Origin of the sequence: Brevundimonas sp. GW460-12-10-14-LB2, assembly GCF_001636925.1 — a bacterium.
In the GTDB taxonomy this organism is placed as follows: domain Bacteria; phylum Pseudomonadota; class Alphaproteobacteria; order Caulobacterales; family Caulobacteraceae; genus Brevundimonas; species Brevundimonas vesicularis.
Window position 1 is genome coordinate 1,649,731 of sequence record NZ_CP015511.1, and the last position, 14,327, is coordinate 1,664,057.

At 66.4% G+C, this 14,327-nt stretch carries 15 protein-coding genes; 7 read left to right on the forward strand and 8 right to left on the reverse strand.

The window, feature by feature from the left end; genetic code table 11:
* Nucleotides 1-134: 134 nt before the first annotated feature.
* The gene (rnd, locus tag A4249_RS08205) at nucleotides 135-1,283 is read right to left on the reverse strand and encodes a ribonuclease D (protein WP_066551901.1); all 1,149 of its coding nucleotides are present in this window, start codon (nucleotides 1,281-1,283) and stop codon (nucleotides 135-137) included.
* A 79-nt stretch (nucleotides 1,284-1,362) separates the two neighbouring features.
* On the opposite strand from rnd, the gene purM reads away from it, so the two are divergent.
* Nucleotides 1,363-2,400 (forward strand): phosphoribosylformylglycinamidine cyclo-ligase, encoded by a 1,038-nt coding sequence (gene purM / locus A4249_RS08210; protein ID WP_066551902.1) that lies wholly within the window; start codon nucleotides 1,363-1,365, stop codon nucleotides 2,398-2,400.
* 23 nt (nucleotides 2,401-2,423) lie between these two features.
* Here purM and A4249_RS08215 read toward each other — a convergent pair whose 3' ends face one another.
* Nucleotides 2,424-4,034 carry a S10 family peptidase gene (locus A4249_RS08215; RefSeq protein WP_066551903.1) on the reverse strand — a complete coding sequence of 537 codons (1,611 nt, stop codon included), beginning with the start codon at nucleotides 4,032-4,034 and terminating at the stop codon, nucleotides 2,424-2,426.
* A 142-nt stretch (nucleotides 4,035-4,176) separates the two neighbouring features.
* On the opposite strand from A4249_RS08215, the gene purN reads away from it, so the two are divergent.
* Nucleotides 4,177-4,779, forward strand: coding sequence for a phosphoribosylglycinamide formyltransferase (gene purN, locus A4249_RS08220; RefSeq protein WP_066551904.1), 603 nt, complete (start codon nucleotides 4,177-4,179; stop codon nucleotides 4,777-4,779).
* Nucleotides 4,780-4,866: 87 nt separating this feature from the next.
* Nucleotides 4,867-6,951 carry a M13 family metallopeptidase gene (locus A4249_RS08225; protein ID WP_066551905.1) on the forward strand — a complete coding sequence of 695 codons (2,085 nt, stop codon included), beginning with the start codon at nucleotides 4,867-4,869 and terminating at the stop codon, nucleotides 6,949-6,951.
* A gap of 89 nt (nucleotides 6,952-7,040) precedes the next feature.
* Here A4249_RS08225 and A4249_RS08230 read toward each other — a convergent pair whose 3' ends face one another.
* Together A4249_RS08230 and ndk are read right to left on the reverse strand one after the other, a co-directional pair.
* The gene (locus A4249_RS08230; protein ID WP_017504673.1) at nucleotides 7,041-7,241 is read right to left on the reverse strand and encodes a YMGG-like glycine zipper-containing protein; all 201 of its coding nucleotides are present in this window, start codon (nucleotides 7,239-7,241) and stop codon (nucleotides 7,041-7,043) included.
* A 259-nt stretch (nucleotides 7,242-7,500) separates the two neighbouring features.
* A complete protein-coding gene (gene ndk, locus A4249_RS08235) occupies nucleotides 7,501-7,920 on the reverse strand; it encodes a nucleoside-diphosphate kinase (protein WP_017504672.1) in 420 nt (139 codons plus the stop codon).
* Nucleotides 7,921-8,071: 151 nt separating this feature from the next.
* Here ndk and A4249_RS08240 point away from each other — a divergent pair, with 151 nt between their 5' ends.
* Together A4249_RS08240 and A4249_RS08245 are read left to right on the forward strand one after the other, a co-directional pair.
* Entirely contained in the window at nucleotides 8,072-9,961 is a 1,890-nt protein-coding gene (locus A4249_RS08240; protein ID WP_066551906.1) for an ABC-F family ATP-binding cassette domain-containing protein, read from the forward strand.
* Complete coding sequence (locus tag A4249_RS08245) at nucleotides 9,958-10,209, forward strand: DUF2164 domain-containing protein (RefSeq protein WP_066551907.1); 252 nt, start codon at nucleotides 9,958-9,960, stop codon at nucleotides 10,207-10,209. Before A4249_RS08240 ends, A4249_RS08245 begins: the two co-directional genes overlap by 4 nt.
* 50 nt (nucleotides 10,210-10,259) lie before the next feature.
* Here A4249_RS08245 and A4249_RS08250 read toward each other — a convergent pair whose 3' ends face one another.
* The 3 genes from A4249_RS08250 to A4249_RS08260 all read right to left on the reverse strand — a co-directional run bounded on the left by A4249_RS08250 (nucleotide 10,260) and on the right by A4249_RS08260 (nucleotide 12,009).
* The gene (locus tag A4249_RS08250; RefSeq protein WP_017504669.1) at nucleotides 10,260-10,469 is read right to left on the reverse strand and encodes a DUF3126 family protein; all 210 of its coding nucleotides are present in this window, start codon (nucleotides 10,467-10,469) and stop codon (nucleotides 10,260-10,262) included.
* Nucleotides 10,470-10,534: 65 nt separating this feature from the next.
* Nucleotides 10,535-11,362, reverse strand: coding sequence for a serine O-acetyltransferase (cysE, locus tag A4249_RS08255; RefSeq protein ID WP_066554922.1), 828 nt, complete (start codon nucleotides 11,360-11,362; stop codon nucleotides 10,535-10,537).
* 20 nt (nucleotides 11,363-11,382) lie between these two features.
* The gene (locus A4249_RS08260; protein WP_066551908.1) at nucleotides 11,383-12,009 is read right to left on the reverse strand and encodes an NUDIX domain-containing protein; all 627 of its coding nucleotides are present in this window, start codon (nucleotides 12,007-12,009) and stop codon (nucleotides 11,383-11,385) included.
* Nucleotides 12,010-12,054: 45 nt separating this feature from the next.
* Here A4249_RS08260 and A4249_RS08265 point away from each other — a divergent pair, with 45 nt between their 5' ends.
* Both A4249_RS08265 and A4249_RS08270 read left to right on the forward strand, forming a co-directional pair.
* The gene (locus A4249_RS08265; protein WP_066551909.1) at nucleotides 12,055-12,648 is read left to right on the forward strand and encodes a nitroreductase family protein; all 594 of its coding nucleotides are present in this window, start codon (nucleotides 12,055-12,057) and stop codon (nucleotides 12,646-12,648) included.
* Nucleotides 12,649-12,720: 72 nt separating this feature from the next.
* Nucleotides 12,721-13,383: a DedA family protein gene (locus A4249_RS08270; RefSeq protein ID WP_066551910.1), complete on the forward strand. Its 663-nt coding sequence runs from the start codon at nucleotides 12,721-12,723 to the stop codon at nucleotides 13,381-13,383.
* Here the strand turns inward: A4249_RS08270 and A4249_RS08275 are convergent.
* Entirely contained in the window at nucleotides 13,355-14,227 is an 873-nt protein-coding gene (locus A4249_RS08275; protein WP_156494678.1) for a DUF817 domain-containing protein, read from the reverse strand. The two genes, A4249_RS08270 and A4249_RS08275, sit on opposite strands and share 29 nt — an antisense overlap.
* Nucleotides 14,228-14,327: the final 100 nt, after the last annotated feature.

The following is a 14,327-nucleotide window of genomic DNA, read 5'->3' on the forward strand; positions in this document are numbered from 1 at the left end:
GAGGTGGCGCGGCGCGCCCTCCGCGCCGGGACGGAGGGGTTCTCCAACGCATCATAGGCGCCCGCGGGACTTCAAGAGCCCCTCCACCGCTTCGCGGTCCCCCTCCCCATTGCATGGGGAGGAGACGCTCGCCCCTACTCGATCTCGACGACTTCCACCCGCGCGCCGTTCAGCACCAGGGCGATCTCGCCGCGCTTCAGCTTCAGCGCATCCTCGCCGAAGATCTGGCGGCGCCAGCCCTTCATGGCGTCGATGTCGGCGTCGTCGCTGATGGCGATCTTTTCCAGGTCCGACACGGTGGCGATCAGCTTGGAGGCCACGCCGGCGTTGTCGCTCTTGGCCTTCAGCAGCACCTTCAACAGCTCCACCACCGACGGCGGGGCCGGCTGGCGGTGGGCGGGGCGCTCCATCTCTGGCGCATGCGACTCGGGATCGGCGAGAACCCGCTTCAGCTCCTCAGCCAGTTCCAGACCCAGCCGTGAACCGCCGAAACCCTTGGGCACTGAGCGCAGGCGATTAAAAGCCTCGACATCCGTCGGGGTCTGCTGGGCGATCTCGTCGATGCCCTCGTCCTTGAGGATGCGGCCGCGCGGCTGGTCGCGCTCCTGCGCCGCCCGCTCGCGCCAGACGGCGACGGCCTTGAACGCCGCCAGATATTTGGCCGAGAACTTCTTGGGCTTCAGCCGCTTCCAGGCGTTTTCGGGATTGGTGTCGTAGAGGGCCGGATCGGTCAGGCTCTCCATCTCCGACATCACCCATTCCAGCCGGCCTTCCTTCTGCAGCCGGTCGCGCAGCTTGGGATAAAGCGCCGCAAGGTGGGTCACGTCGCCCAGCGCATAGACGAGTTGGTTCTCCGACAACGGCCGGCGCGCCCAGTCGGTGAAGCGGCTGCCCTTGTCCACCTCGATGCGCAGCATCTGCCGGACCAGCGAATCATAGGCGACCTGCTCGCCGAACCCGGCGGCCATGGCGGCGACCTGGGTGTCGAACATCGGCTTTGGCATGGCTCCCAGGCGCACGAAGATTTCCACGTCCTGTCGGCAGGCGTGGAAGACCTTGACGATCTTCTCGTCGCGCAGCAGGTCCAGGAACGGCTCCAGATCCAGCCCCTCCGCCATCGGATCGATGATGGCGGCGTGATCGGCCGAGGCCGCCTGGATCAGGCAGAGCTTCGGCCAATAGGTCGTTTCCCGCATGAACTCGGTGTCGACCGTGATGAAGGGAGCGTTGGCTACGCGGGCGCAGAAATCGGCCAGCGCCTCGGTGGTGGTGATCGGCGTCATTCCGATGCTATAGCCCCGCGCATCCTACCTGTGGCAAGAGCCGCGCTACATTTCCGCCCCGATTCAGGCCCGAGATCCCATGAGCGACACCCAAAAGCCTCTCGAAAACGGTCTGACCTACGCCGATGCGGGCGTGGACATCGACGCGGGCGAAATGCTGGTCGAACATATCAAGCCGCTGGCGAAATCAACGGCGCGCCCCGGATCGGAGCCCTCGCTGGGCGGATTCGGCGCCCTGTTCGACCTTAAGGCCGCCGGCTTCCAGGACCCGCTGATCGTCACCACCACGGACGGCGTCGGCACCAAGCTGAAGATCGCGATCGAGACCGGCCGTCATGACGGCGTTGGCGTCGACCTTGTCGCCATGTGCGTCAACGACCTGTTGGCCCAAGGGGCCGAACCCCTGCTGTTCCTCGACTATTACGCCACCGGACGGCTTGAGATCGACGCCGCCCGCCGCGTCGTCGCCGGCATCGCCGAGGGTTGTCGCCAGGCCGGCTGCGCCCTGGTCGGCGGCGAGACGGCCGAAATGCCGGGCATGTACACCGAGGGCGACTACGATCTCGCCGGCTTCAGCCTGGGCGCCGTCGAGCGCGGCCACGCCCTGCCCTATCTGGATCGCCAAGCGGCCGGCGACGTCATCATCGGCCTGGCCTCCACCGGCCCGCACTCCAACGGCTATTCGCTGGTGCGCAAGGTGGTCGAGAAGTCCGGTCTGGCTTGGGGCGACGACGCCCCCTTCGCCAAGGACCGTTCGCTGGCCCAGGCCTTGATGGAGCCGACCCGCATCTATGTGAAGCCGGTCCTGCCGATCATGAAGGCGGGCCTGGTCAAGGGCGCGGCCCACATCACCGGCGGCGGCCTGATCGAAAACCCGCCCCGCTGCATCGCCGAGGGTCTGCAGGCCCGCTTCGACTGGAACGCCTGGCCCATGCCGGCTGTCTTCCAGTGGCTGGCCGAAACCGGCGGCATCAGCGACCACGAGATGCGCCGCACCTTCAACTGCGGCGTCGGCTTCATCCTGATCGTCGCGCCCGAGAACGCCGAACCGGTGCTGGCCGCCCTGCTCAACGCCGGCGAAGTCGCCTTCGTCTGCGGACAACTGGAAGCGGCCTAAGCCGCCCCCAGGTCCCGCGGGGCTTACCGGACCCCGCCGTTCGCCGTCTCGGCGTAGAAGCGCGACAGGTCGGCGTGCAGCTTCACCAGAGCGTCGTGGCTGAGGTACATCATGTGCCCGCCCTCATAGTAGGTGAACTCCAGGTTCGGCCGCAGGCTGGGCTCCAGCATCATTTGCGCCAGGTCGAACTCGGTCGAGAAGAAGGGCGTGGCGGCGTCATAATAGCCGTTCAGCGACATCACCTTCAGATACGGATTGCGCCGCATCGCCGTGGCCAGATCGATGGCCGTATTCGGCGTGGTTTGCGGCCCTCCGACCGGCGGACGGTGGCTCCAGTTCCAGTTGAAGCCCGGCAGACCGCGCGCCGACATCCGGTATTCGACGTCGGTCTTGTAGTTCAGTTCGTTTGCCACATAGTCGCGGAAGATGCCGAAATAGGCCCCCGTCACGGCCGAGCTGGACGGATCATCCTCCGGCTCGCCGCCCGCCGCATCCTCATCCAGACCCATGTAGCGGGTGTCCAGCCGCCCGATCGTCTGGCGCCGGTCGCGCAGCAACTCCTTGCGGAAGGCGCCGAGGTCCACGCGCATATTGGCGTTATCGATGAAGGTGGTCGACAGGCCGGTCAGGTCGCTCATCTGGCGCACGATGTCCGCGCGCTCGGCGTCAGAGATCATGTGCCCCTTGGCTAGAGCAGAGGCATACGGCCCCAATGCGAAGTCGCGCGCCCGCTGAACCTGTTCCTCCACCGTCGCCGCCGGATTCGCCAGCTTGCGATGATACCAAGCCGTCGCCGCATAGGTCGGCAGCAGGGTCACATAGTTCTGCGGATAACCCGGCTGGCGCACGCCATAGTTCATGATCGACGACAGCAGCACCACCCCGTTCAGCGACATCCCGCGATCTTCAAGCTGGAACGCCACCGCACCGGTGCGCAGCGTGCCATAGGATTCGCCGATGATGTATTTCGGGCTGGACCAACGGCTGAACTTGGTCGTGTAGCGCATGATGGCGCGGGCGAAGGCGTCGGCGTCTCCGTCCACGCCCCAGAAGGTCGAACCCGGCGTCTCGCCCAACGGACGCGAGAAGCCCGCGCCAACCATGTCGATAAAGACCAGATCCGTCTGATCCAGCAAGGTCATGTCGTTTGGACCGAAGGCGAAGGGCGCAGGCCGCACCACAGTCGGCTCATCGGTCTGGACCCGCATCGGCCCAAACGAGCCCATATGCAGCCACACGGTCGGCGAGCCTGGTCCGCCGTTGTAGAGATAGGTCACCGGCCGCGTCCCGACCGGCTGACCGTCCAGCGTATAGGCGGTGTAGAACAGGCTGGCGGTCGGCATCCCCGCATCGTCGCGGATCGTCAGGGTGCCCGCCGTCGCCTTGTAGCGCAGAGTCTTGCCGTGGGCGTTGACCGAATGGGCCGTCGTGACTTCGGTCTCCTCGACCGGTGCGCGCGCCCAGTCCTTTTCGATCGCCTCGGCGTTGGCGTTGCGGAACCGGTCGGTTGCGGATCGCATGGCGGCGCCTCCGCCATTGTTGCTGCTGCTGTTGGTCCCGCTTTCCTGGGCCAGCGCCGCCACGGGCGCGCCCAGCATCGCGGCGATGGCCGCGAGGCAGATCAGTCTCTTCATGCGATAGTCCCCTGTACGCGCCGACCCACGACCCCTCGCCATGCGGTCGGCGTTACACGCTAACGCCCGAATCCAGCCGACAACAAGGGTGGATCGCGTTTGAAACTTGCCAAGCGTCGCCCGCGCCGTCATGCGAGGCGCCATGTCGCCCCAAGCCGCCCCGCCCGTCCGCGTCGCCGTCCTGATCTCTGGGGCGGGCTCCAACATGGCGGCTCTGATCGACGCCGGTCAGGCGCCGGACAGCGGCTATGAGGTCGTGCTGGTGCTGTCGAACATCGAGGGCGCGGGCGGTCTGGCGATTGCGGCCGCCAAGGGCGTGGCGACGGCGACCGTGACGCACAAACCGTTCGGGAAGGATCGCGAGGCGCATGAGCGGGCGGTGGACGCGGTCCTGCGGGAGGCCGGCGTCGAGGTGGTGGCGCTGGCCGGCTATATGCGCGTTCTGACGCCTTGGCTCGTCGGCGGCTGGCGCGAGCGGATGCTGAACATCCACCCCAGCCTGCTGCCCCTGTATCCCGGCTTGGACACCCACGCCCGTGCAATCGCCGCCGGCGACGCCGAGGCCGGCTGCACGGTCCACCTGGTGACCGAGGGCGTGGACGAGGGACCGATCCTGGGCCAGGCGCGGGCGCCGATCGTCGAGGGCGACACGGCCGAGGCCCTGGCCGAACGGGTCAAGACGGCGGAGCATCAGCTTTACCCGCAGGTGCTGTCCGATTTCTGCCGAGACCTGCCCCGCCCTTAGCGGCGCGAAGATTACAAAAACGTCATGCGACAGACCGCCGCACCGGCGCAATGGTGCGCCCGACCTCAATCGGGACCCTCTCTATCCATGACTCGCATTCGTCTGATGGCCGCCTGCTCGGCCTGTATCGTCGTCGCTCTCACCGGCGGCGCGGCCTCGGCCCAGGACGCTTCGGCCCAGAACGCTTCGGACCAGCATTCGCACGGCATGGCTGGCGCGGCCCACAGCCCCTTCGGCGCCTGGGGCTTCGATCTGGCCGGTCGGGACACCTCGGTGAAGCCCGGCGACGACTTCAACGAATACGCCAACGGGACCTATCTGCGCACGACCGAGATTCCGGCCGACAAGTCGCGCTTCGGCCCGTTCGACGTCCTGTATGAGAACGCCCAGTCCCAGCTGAAGTCGATCATCGAAACCAGCGCCGCCAATCCCGCCAACGAGAACGCCCGCAAGGTCGGCGCCCTGTACGCCAGCTTCATGGACGAGGCGAAGATCGAGCAGCTGGGCGCAACGCCGCTGGCCGCCGACCTCGCCGCCGTCAAGGCGGTCACCGACCACGCCGGCATGGCGCGCCTGATGGGCGAGAGCCATTCGGGCTTCGGCGGCTCCCTGTTCGGCATCGACGTGTTCGAGGACCTGAAGAACCCCAATCTAAACTCGGCCTATCTGGGTCAGGGCTCGCTGGGCCTGCCGGACCGCGACTACTATCTGAAGCCCGACTTCGCCGCCCAGCGCGAGGCCTATCTGGCCTATCTGACGACCACTCTGACCGCCATCGGCTGGGCCGATCCGGCCAAGACCGCCGCCGACATCCTCGCCTTCGAAACCAAGGTCGCCGACAAGCAGTGGACGACGGTCGAGCGTCGCCAGATCGACAAGCTGTACAACCCGGCCAAGGCCTCGGACCTGGCGACCCTGGCTCCCGGCTTCGACTGGGCCGGCTTCCTGTCCGGCGCCCAGGTGTCGGACGTCGACACCCTGGTGCTGATGGAAAACACCGCCATCCCCGCAACCGCCCAGGTGTTCGCCGACACCCCGATCGAGACGCTGAAGGCCTGGCAAGCGTTCAACGTCGTCGATCAGGCCACCCCCTATCTGTCCAAGGCCTTCGTCGATGCCCGTTTCGACTTCCGCGGCAAGACGCTGCGCGGCCAACCCGAAAACCGTCCCCGCTGGAACCGGGGCGTGGCCCTGGTCGATGGCCAACTGGGCGAGGTCCTGGCCCAGGAATACGTCCGCCTGCACTTCCCCGCCTCGTCCAAGGCCCAGATGGAAGCCCTGGTCGGCAACATCCGCGACGCCATGACCGAGCGGCTGAAGACCCTGGATTGGATGAGCGAGCCCACGCGCGAGCAGGCCCTGTACAAGATGTCCAAGTTCGGGGTGAAGATCGGCTATCCCGACAAGTGGCGCTCGTATGACGGCCTGGAGCTGAAGACCGACGATCTGTACGGCAACGTCGAACGCTCCTCGGCCTTCGAATGGGCCTACAAGCGCGGCAAGATCGGCATGCCGGTCGATCCGCTGGAATGGGGCATGACGCCCCAGACGGTGAACGCCTACTATAACCCGCCGCGCAACGAGATCGTCTTCCCGGCCGCCATCCTGCAGGCGCCCTTCTTCGATCCGAACGCGGACCCGGCCGTCAACTACGGCGGCATCGGCGCGGTCATCGGCCACGAAATCACCCACGGCTTCGACGATCAGGGCCGCAAGTCGGACGGCGACGGCGTGCTGCGCGACTGGTGGACGCCGGAAGACGCCGCCCGCTTCGAGGCGCGCGCCAAGGTGCTGGGCGACATCTATGACAAGCTGGAGCCGATCCCCGGCGTGCACGTCAACGGCGACCTGACCATGGGCGAAAACATCGCCGACCTGGGCGGCCTGCTGCTGGCCCTGGACGCCTATCACAAGTCTCTGAACGGCCAGCCGGCGCCGGTCATCGACGGGCTGACGGGCGATCAGCGCGTCTTCCTGGGCTGGGCGCAGGTCTGGCGCGAGAAGTCGCGCGAGGCGGCGCTGAAGGAACAGTTGACCACCGATCCGCACTCGCCCGGCCCGGTGCGCGCCGCGACCTCGCCGCGCAATATCGACGCCTGGTATGCGGCCTTCGGCGTCTCGCCGGACCAGAAGGAGTATATCGCGCCCGAGGCCCGCGCCCGCATCTGGTAAGGGCGCCGGACGTCAGACGTAGAAAAGGCCCGGAGCGAACGCTCCGGGCCTTTTTGTCATCCGGGCTTTCGCCCCAGACTGAGCCTGATTTAGCGGGGCTTGGTCGCCGCGCCGGCGACGGCGCCGATGGCGGCGCCGGCCACGGTCGAACCCGTGTTGCCGCCGATGACCTGACCGGCGACGGCGCCGCCCAGGGCGCCGGTGGCGGCGCGTTGTTCCATCGTCTGGCCGCAGGCGGCCAGCAGGGCCACGACGCCGATGACGGGGGCCAGTTTGATCATGGTCTTCATGGGTCTTCTCCGGGAGACGAACGAGATAATGACCACCAAACGACAAGGCCCGCGTCCGGTTCCGGGCGCGGGCCTATATAGTCACGCTATGCGAGAGGCTTCGCGCTCGTATCGCTTTGTTTCGGCGCTACGCTCGGGACGCGGTCCCTCGCGACTTGAGCGCCTTGTGCTCGCGCTACGCTCGGAACGCGGTTCCTCGCGACTTGAGCGCCTTGTGCTCGCGCTACGCTCGGAACGCGGTTCCTCGCGACTTGAGCGCTTAGCCGACGATCTGGTCGTCGGTGAAGAACTGGGCGATCTCGATCTTGGCGTTGTCCTGGCTGTCCGAACCGTGGACCGAGTTTTCACCGATCGACAGGGCGAACTGCTTGCGGATGGTGCCTTCGGCGGCTTGTTCCGGGTTGGTGGCGCCCATGACTTCGCGATAGGCGGCGACGGCGTTGTCGCCTTCCAGCACCTGAACGACGACCGGCTCGGCCGTCATCTGCTCGACCAGTTCGCCGTAGAACGGGCGCTCGGCGTGCACTTCGTAGAATTTCTTGGCTTGCTCGGTCGTCAGCTTGACGCGGCGCTGGGCCACGATGCGCAGGCCGGCGCCTTCGATCACGGCGTTGATCGCGCCGGTCAGGTTGCGGCGCGTGGCGTCGGGCTTGATGATCGAGAAGGTACGTTCGGTCATGGGAATTGACTTCTTGTTGGGAGATTGAGTGTCGCGGGCTTATAGCGACCACCTCCCGCGTTTCCAACCGTCCCTTTTTGCATCCCTGACGCACGCCGCATTGCGACTTGCCGATTGAGGGACGCCGACCAACCGAAGAACCTTCGCCGCAATGCTTCAGATCACCGACCTGACCTTCAACGCCTGGGGCCGCAAGTTTCTCGTGGACGCCTCCGTCAGCCTGCCGCCTGGCTCAAAGGTCGGTCTGGTCGGCCGCAACGGCATCGGCAAGTCGACCCTGTTCAAGCTGATCCTGGGCGAACTTCACGCCGCTGGCGACGAGATCAGCCTGCCCAAGACCGCCCGTATCGGCTCGGTCGATCAGGAGCATCCGGCGACCCCCGTCAGCGTCATCGACACCATTCTTGAGGCCGACGTCGAACGCCACACCCTGCTGGGCCGGCTCGAGACCGCCGAACCGGAAGAGATGGGCGAGATCTGGTCGCGCCTGATCGAGATCGACGCCGACGCCGCGCCCGCGCGCGCCGCCGAAATCCTGGTCGGCCTGGGCTTCGACCAGGAAAACCAGGCTCGGCCGATGTCGGAGTTCTCGGGCGGCTGGCGGATGCGCGTAGCCCTGGCCGCCGCCCTGTTCGCCGAGCCGGACATGCTGCTGCTGGACGAACCGACCAACTACCTCGATCTGGAAGGCGCTCTGTGGCTCGAGGCGCGGTTGAAGAAATACCCGCACACCGCCCTGATCATCTCCCACGACCGCGAGATGTTGAACGAGGTCTGCACCCATATCTTGCACCTCGCGAACCACACCCTGACGCTCTACACCGGCAACTACGACGCCTTCGAAAAGGCCCGCGCTGAGAAGGCGCGCCTCCAGCTGTCCGCCAAGGCCAAGCAGGACGCCGAACGCGCCCACCTTCAGGCCTTCGTCGATCGCTTCAAGGCCAAGGCCTCCAAGGCCGCCCAGGCCCAGTCGCGCATGAAGCGGCTGGAGAAGATGCAGCCGGTCGCCACCACGATCGAGGAGCGGGTCGCCCCCTTCACCCTGCCCTCGCCGCCGCGTCCGCTGGCCCCGCCGCTGATCCGGCTGGAGCGGGCCAATGTCGGCTATGAGCCGGGCAAGCCGATCCTTCGCAATCTGAACCTGCGCATGGACCTTGACGACCGCATCGGCCTGCTGGGCGTCAACGGCGCCGGCAAGTCCACCTTCGCAAAGATGATCGCCGGCGCTCTGGACGTGTCCGAGGGCGAGCTTCACCGCGACAGGAAGATGCGCGTGGGCTGGTTCCACCAGCACCAGATCGAGGCGATGGACCCGACCGACACGCCGCTGGAAATCATCCGCCGCGCCATGCCGGATGCGCCCGAAAGCGCCCGACGCTCCAAGCTGGCCCAGTTCGGCCTGGGTTACGAGAAGCAGGAAACAACGGTCGACAGCTTGTCGGGCGGCGAGCGCGCGCGCCTGCTGCTGAACATGGTGGCGATGGACGCGCCCCACGTCCTGATCCTGGACGAACCGACCAACCACCTGGACATCGACAGCCGCCGCGCCCTGCTGGACGCGCTGAACGACTACAACGGCGCCGTCATCCTGATCACCCACGACCGCTCACTGATGGAAATGGTGGCGGATCGCCTGTGGCTGGCCGCCGACGGCACGGTGAAAGCCTTCGACGGCGACATGGACGATTACGCCAAGTTCGTCCTCGACCGCGCCAAACAGGCCATCGCCAAGCCCAGCCAAATCAAGAAGGAAGAGGCCGCCGCAGCCGCCCCGGCCCAGAACAACAAGAACCGCAAGAACGACAAGAAAACCGGCCCCTCGCCCTCGACCCTGCGCCATGCGGTCAAGAAGGCGGAGGAGACCATGACCCGCCTGACGGCCGAGATCGCCCGCATCGACGACGACATGGCCACCGCCTCGGTCAGCAATCCCAAAGCCCTCGAAGGCCTGACCCGCGCCCGCGCCAAGACCGAGGCCGATCTGGCCGCCGCCGAAGCCGCCTGGGTCGCCGCCGAAGAAGCCTTGGCCGAAGTCGCATGAAGCCGATCGAATTCTCCAAGGAAGAACGCGCGGCGATCACCGCCAAACTGCGCGACTACTTCGCCCGAGAACTGGATCAGGAACTCGGCCAGCTTCCGGCCGAGATGCTGCTGGACTTCATCGGGAAGGAGATCGGCGGCGCCTTCTACAATCGCGGCATCCACGACGCCCAGCAACTGGTCCAGCAGAAGGCCGAGGACATCGTCGAGGCGCTGTACGGCCTCGAACGCGCGGCCCCCACGCGCTGAGACGAAAACCGCCCGGCGCATTCACGTCGGGCGGTCAGATCGGTCGGCGATTAGGCCGGAAGGTCTTCGGCCAGGATCGCCATTTCGAACATGAACGAACCTTCCTCGTCCTCATCCTCGAAGACGATGCCGATGAACTCGTCGCCGACATAGACCTCGGCCGAGTCATTCTGCTTGGGGCGGGCTTTCACGATGATGCCGCCGGTGTTGAAGGTGCGCTTGAGGTGGGCCTCGATGCGTTTCAGGTCGGTGTCTTTCACGGGGGACCTCATGGTCTGAAGGTTGGCGGCGGACCCTAGAGACATCGGCAGTTCAGGGAAACCCGTCAGATGACGAAGTCGTACACCACCTCGGCCAAGGTGTGATCCATCGTCCGGGCCGGTTCGGCGTTGGTCGGGCAGTTGACCAGCCGGGCCGGCACCCCCGCCACGGTGCAGCCGGACGGCACGGCCTTCAGCACCACCGAGCCGGACGCCACCTTGGCGTAGTCGCCGACATGGATATTGCCCAGCACCTTGGCCCCGGCGCCCAGCAGCACCCCCTTGCCGATCTTGGGGTGGCGGTCGCCGCGTTCGGCGCCCGTCCCGCCCAGGGTCACCCCGTGCAGCATCGACACGTCGTCGCCGACGACCGCCGTCTCGCCGATGACGATGCCCGTGCCGTGATCCAGAAACAGCCCCTTGCCCATCTGCGCGGCCGGATGGATGTCCAGCTGGAACAGTTCGGAAATCCGGCTCTGGAAGTGGAAGGCCAGCGTCTCGCGCCCTTGCCCCCACAACCAGTGCGCCACGCGCCAGCCCTGCAAGGCCTGGAAGCCTTTGAAATACAGGAAGGGCTGCAACAGGTTGCGGATCGCCGGGTCGCGTTCGGCCACGGCCTGCAGATCCGCCTCCGCCGCCTCGACCATCGACGGATCGGCCTTGAACGCCGACAGACACACCTCGCGCACCGACATGGCGCTCATCTCGCCGTCCGCCAGCTTGCGCGCGATCTGGAAGCTCAGCGCGCCAGCCAGGTCGTCGTGCGACAGGATCACCGCATTCATCTGCGAGCCCAGTTGCGGCTCCTCGCGCGACGCCGCCTCGGCCGAGGCGCGCAGCTGACGCCACACGCTGTCCATTTTGAGTTCTGCGACGACTTCCAGCTTGGCCATGACCGGCTCCTTCGGCGACATCATACGCGCCCCAGCAAGGCGCGCGCCAGCGCCTCGGGCAGTTCGCCGTTCATCGCCATATGATAGGCCTTGTAGGCCGTCGCCACCGTCAGGCTGTCGCGCACCGTTCCCCGCCCGATCTCGTCCAGCAGATCCAGGAACGGCACGCGCACCACGGCGATGATCTCGGTGGGATCGGGATCGGTCGGCGCGGGCGACAGGCCCCACGCGATCCAGGTCATGCCGATCTCGTCGGTGATGGAGTTCGACATCTCGACCTTCAGCGCCGGCAGCCAGTGTTCAGCCTGCAATCCCGCCTCTTCGGCCAGTTCGCGCCGGATGCCGTCGAACGGATCCTCGTCCAGCGGTGCGCCGCCCTCGGGCATTTCCCAGCTGTAGTTGGCGTGGGCGAACCGCTGCTGGCCCACCAGGGTCACCGTCCCATCGTCGTGGACGGGCAGGACGCCGGTCCCGACGTTCTTGAACCGCACGACGGCATAGTCGGCCTTCATGCCGGTCGGCGCCGTCGCCGGATGCCGGGTCAGCGCCATCCAGGGGCTGTCGAACACCGTCTCGGTTCCGTCGCTTCGCCAGGCCGGCGGCTTCGACAGGCCTTCGGCCCATTTCGGTTCGTCGGATTTGCGCATGGGCCACCTATGGCGAAGACGCGGATGAAAGCCTAGCTAGACGGCATGGTCGCGCTCAACGAACCCCTGCCCCCGCCCGTTCCCTCGAAAGATTTTCGGGACCGCCTGGCCCAGCGGCGCTCCGCCCCGGCCCAGGCCCTGGTCGCGCCCGGCCCGTCCGAGGCGGAACTGGACGAGATTCTGACCCTGGGCGCCCGTACGCCCGACCACGGCAAGCTGTTCCCGTGGCGCTTCGTCGTCCTGGGTCCCCAATCGCGCGCTGACATCGCCGCCCGTCTCGCCGTGCTGGTCGAATTGCGCAACGGCCCGGCCAAGGATCAGGCCGTGCTGGCCAAGCTGACCGCCGCGCCCGTCACCATCCTGGTCGTCTCGACGCCGGTCGAAGGATCCAAGCCGATCTGGGAGCAACACCTGTCAGCGGGCGCCGTCTGCATGAACCTGGAACACGCCGCTTCCGGCTTCGGCTATTCGTCCAGCTGGATCACCGACTGGTACAGCTACGACCCGCAAGGCGTCGCCCTGTTCGGCCTGACCGAGGGCGAGAGCGTCGCCGGCTTCATCCACATCGGCACGCTGAAGGAACCCGCGCTGGAACGCCCGCGTCCCGACCTGGCCGCCAAGGTCACACGCCTGCCGTAAGCGGGTGACATAAGGTCGCCCTACGTCGGTTTGACCTCGACCGACTCCGCCTTCCTCCCCCAAGGCCTTCGTATGGATTCCCTGTTGCAAGCCGTGGGCGACTTCATCGCCCGCAACCATATGTGGGCCGGCGTCATGTTGGGCCTGGTCGTGTTCGTCGAGTCGCTGGCGGTCGTCGGCGCGTTCGTGCCCGCCACCGGCCTGCTGGTCGCGGCGGGCGGCCTGATCGCGGCCGGCGTGCTGGACCCTGTCAACGTCATCGTCGGTTGCGTCATCGGCGCGGTTATCGGCGACGCCATCTCCTATTGGGCCGGACGTCGGCTGGGCGTACGCTTCCTCCAGCGCCCGATGTTCAAGGCGCACCGCCGCCGCATCGCCTGGACGCGCCTGTACTGCCGTCGCTACGGCGTCATGTCGATCTTCGTCGGCCGCTTCTTCGGGCCCTTGCGCGCCTTTGTGCCCCTGACCCTGGGCATGCTCAGGATGCGTCAGCGCGCCTTCCAGTTCGGCAATGTCACATCCGGGATCGTCTGGGTGCTGGCCATGCTGGCGCCGGGCTATCTCGCCGCCCAGGGCCTGGCGAAGATGGAAGTCCTCAGCGAGGCCCACGGCCCCACCCTTCTGATCGGCGCCCTCGCCGTGACCATCCTGATTGTCGCCGTGGCCTATCGCCTGGTGAAGGCCCGCATGAGCCGCAAGTCCGCCATCATGCGCGGGGCGTTACAGGGCCGCTAAGTTCCTCTTCCGGTCGGTGCACCAACGAGACCAGCACCACCGAAATGATCATCAGCAGGAACCAGCTGCCCAGCTTGGCCAGGGACACCATCTCCCACCCGTCGGCCTGCCCCGGATAGACCCAGGCCCGCCCCAGCGTGCCCAGGTTCTCGGCGAACCAGATGAATAGGGCCACCAAGCCGAAGCCCAACAGCAACGGCATCTTCAATCGCATCCGATCGACGGTGAAGAAGAACCAGCCTCGGCAGAACAAGAGGATCGTCAGCACAAATAGGACTTTTCGAAAATCCGGAAGCCAGTGATGGGCGAAGAAGTTGATGTAGATCGCCGCCGCCAGCACCCAGGTCGTCCACAGCGGCGGATACCTCCGCACCCGGATATGGAAGATGCGCTGCACCCGCGCGATATAACTGCCCACCGCCGCATACATGAAGCCCGAGAACAGCGGCACCGCCCCGATCCGCAGAAGACTGTCCTCAGGATAGACCCACGACCCGTGCGCGGTCTTGAACAGCTCCATGATCGTCCCCGCCACATGGAACAGGAAGATCACCCGCGCCTCTTCCCAGCTCTCCAGCCGGAAGATCAGCATCGCCGCCTGGATCACCACCGCCCCGACGGCCAGGAAATCGTAACGGGACACCGGCGCCCCCTCCGGCCAAAGCGGAAACGTCCCCAGGATCAGGGCCAGCATCAGCCCCCCGAACAGACACGCCCACCCCTGCTTCAGCCCGAACCACAGGAACTCATAGGCGTATCGACGCGGTCGGGACCCATCCGCCCACGCCTCCGCCCGCGTCATCAGACGGCGCCCCCAGGCTTCGAGCGGAAGTGCGTGGTTCATCGCATTACCCGTGACGGCGCAGCGAAAAACTTCAAGAGCGGACCGTTCCCGCGCTGCGGAGTTTCAACCGCACTAAAGGAACCCGAGAGCAAATTTCCTG

Bases quoted from the DNA above. Each gene is read 5' to 3' on its own strand.
- A4249_RS08215 (WP_066551903.1), bottom strand. From the start codon at position 4,034: ATGAAGAGACTGATCTGCCTCGCGGCCATCGCCGCGATGCTGGGCGCG.
- A4249_RS08265 (WP_066551909.1), top strand. From the start codon at position 12,055: ATGGTCGCGCTCAACGAACCCCTGCCCCCGCCCGTTCCCTCGAAAGAT.
- A4249_RS08260 (WP_066551908.1), bottom strand. From the start codon at position 12,009: ATGCGCAAATCCGACGAACCGAAATGGGCCGAAGGCCTGTCGAAGCCG.
- purN (WP_066551904.1), top strand. From the start codon at position 4,177: ATGTCGCCCCAAGCCGCCCCGCCCGTCCGCGTCGCCGTCCTGATCTCT.
- A4249_RS08245 (WP_066551907.1), top strand. From the start codon at position 9,958: ATGAAGCCGATCGAATTCTCCAAGGAAGAACGCGCGGCGATCACCGCC.
- rnd (WP_066551901.1), bottom strand. From the start codon at position 1,283: ATGACGCCGATCACCACCACCGAGGCGCTGGCCGATTTCTGCGCCCGC.
- A4249_RS08225 (WP_066551905.1), top strand. From the start codon at position 4,867: ATGACTCGCATTCGTCTGATGGCCGCCTGCTCGGCCTGTATCGTCGTC.
- ndk (WP_017504672.1), bottom strand. From the start codon at position 7,920: ATGACCGAACGTACCTTCTCGATCATCAAGCCCGACGCCACGCGCCGC.
- A4249_RS08230 (WP_017504673.1), bottom strand. From the start codon at position 7,241: ATGAAGACCATGATCAAACTGGCCCCCGTCATCGGCGTCGTGGCCCTG.
- cysE (WP_066554922.1), bottom strand. From the start codon at position 11,362: ATGGCCAAGCTGGAAGTCGTCGCAGAACTCAAAATGGACAGCGTGTGG.
- purM (WP_066551902.1), top strand. From the start codon at position 1,363: ATGAGCGACACCCAAAAGCCTCTCGAAAACGGTCTGACCTACGCCGAT.
- A4249_RS08270 (WP_066551910.1), top strand. From the start codon at position 12,721: ATGGATTCCCTGTTGCAAGCCGTGGGCGACTTCATCGCCCGCAACCAT.
- A4249_RS08240 (WP_066551906.1), top strand. From the start codon at position 8,072: ATGCTTCAGATCACCGACCTGACCTTCAACGCCTGGGGCCGCAAGTTT.
- A4249_RS08275 (WP_156494678.1), bottom strand. From the start codon at position 14,227: ATGAACCACGCACTTCCGCTCGAAGCCTGGGGGCGCCGTCTGATGACG.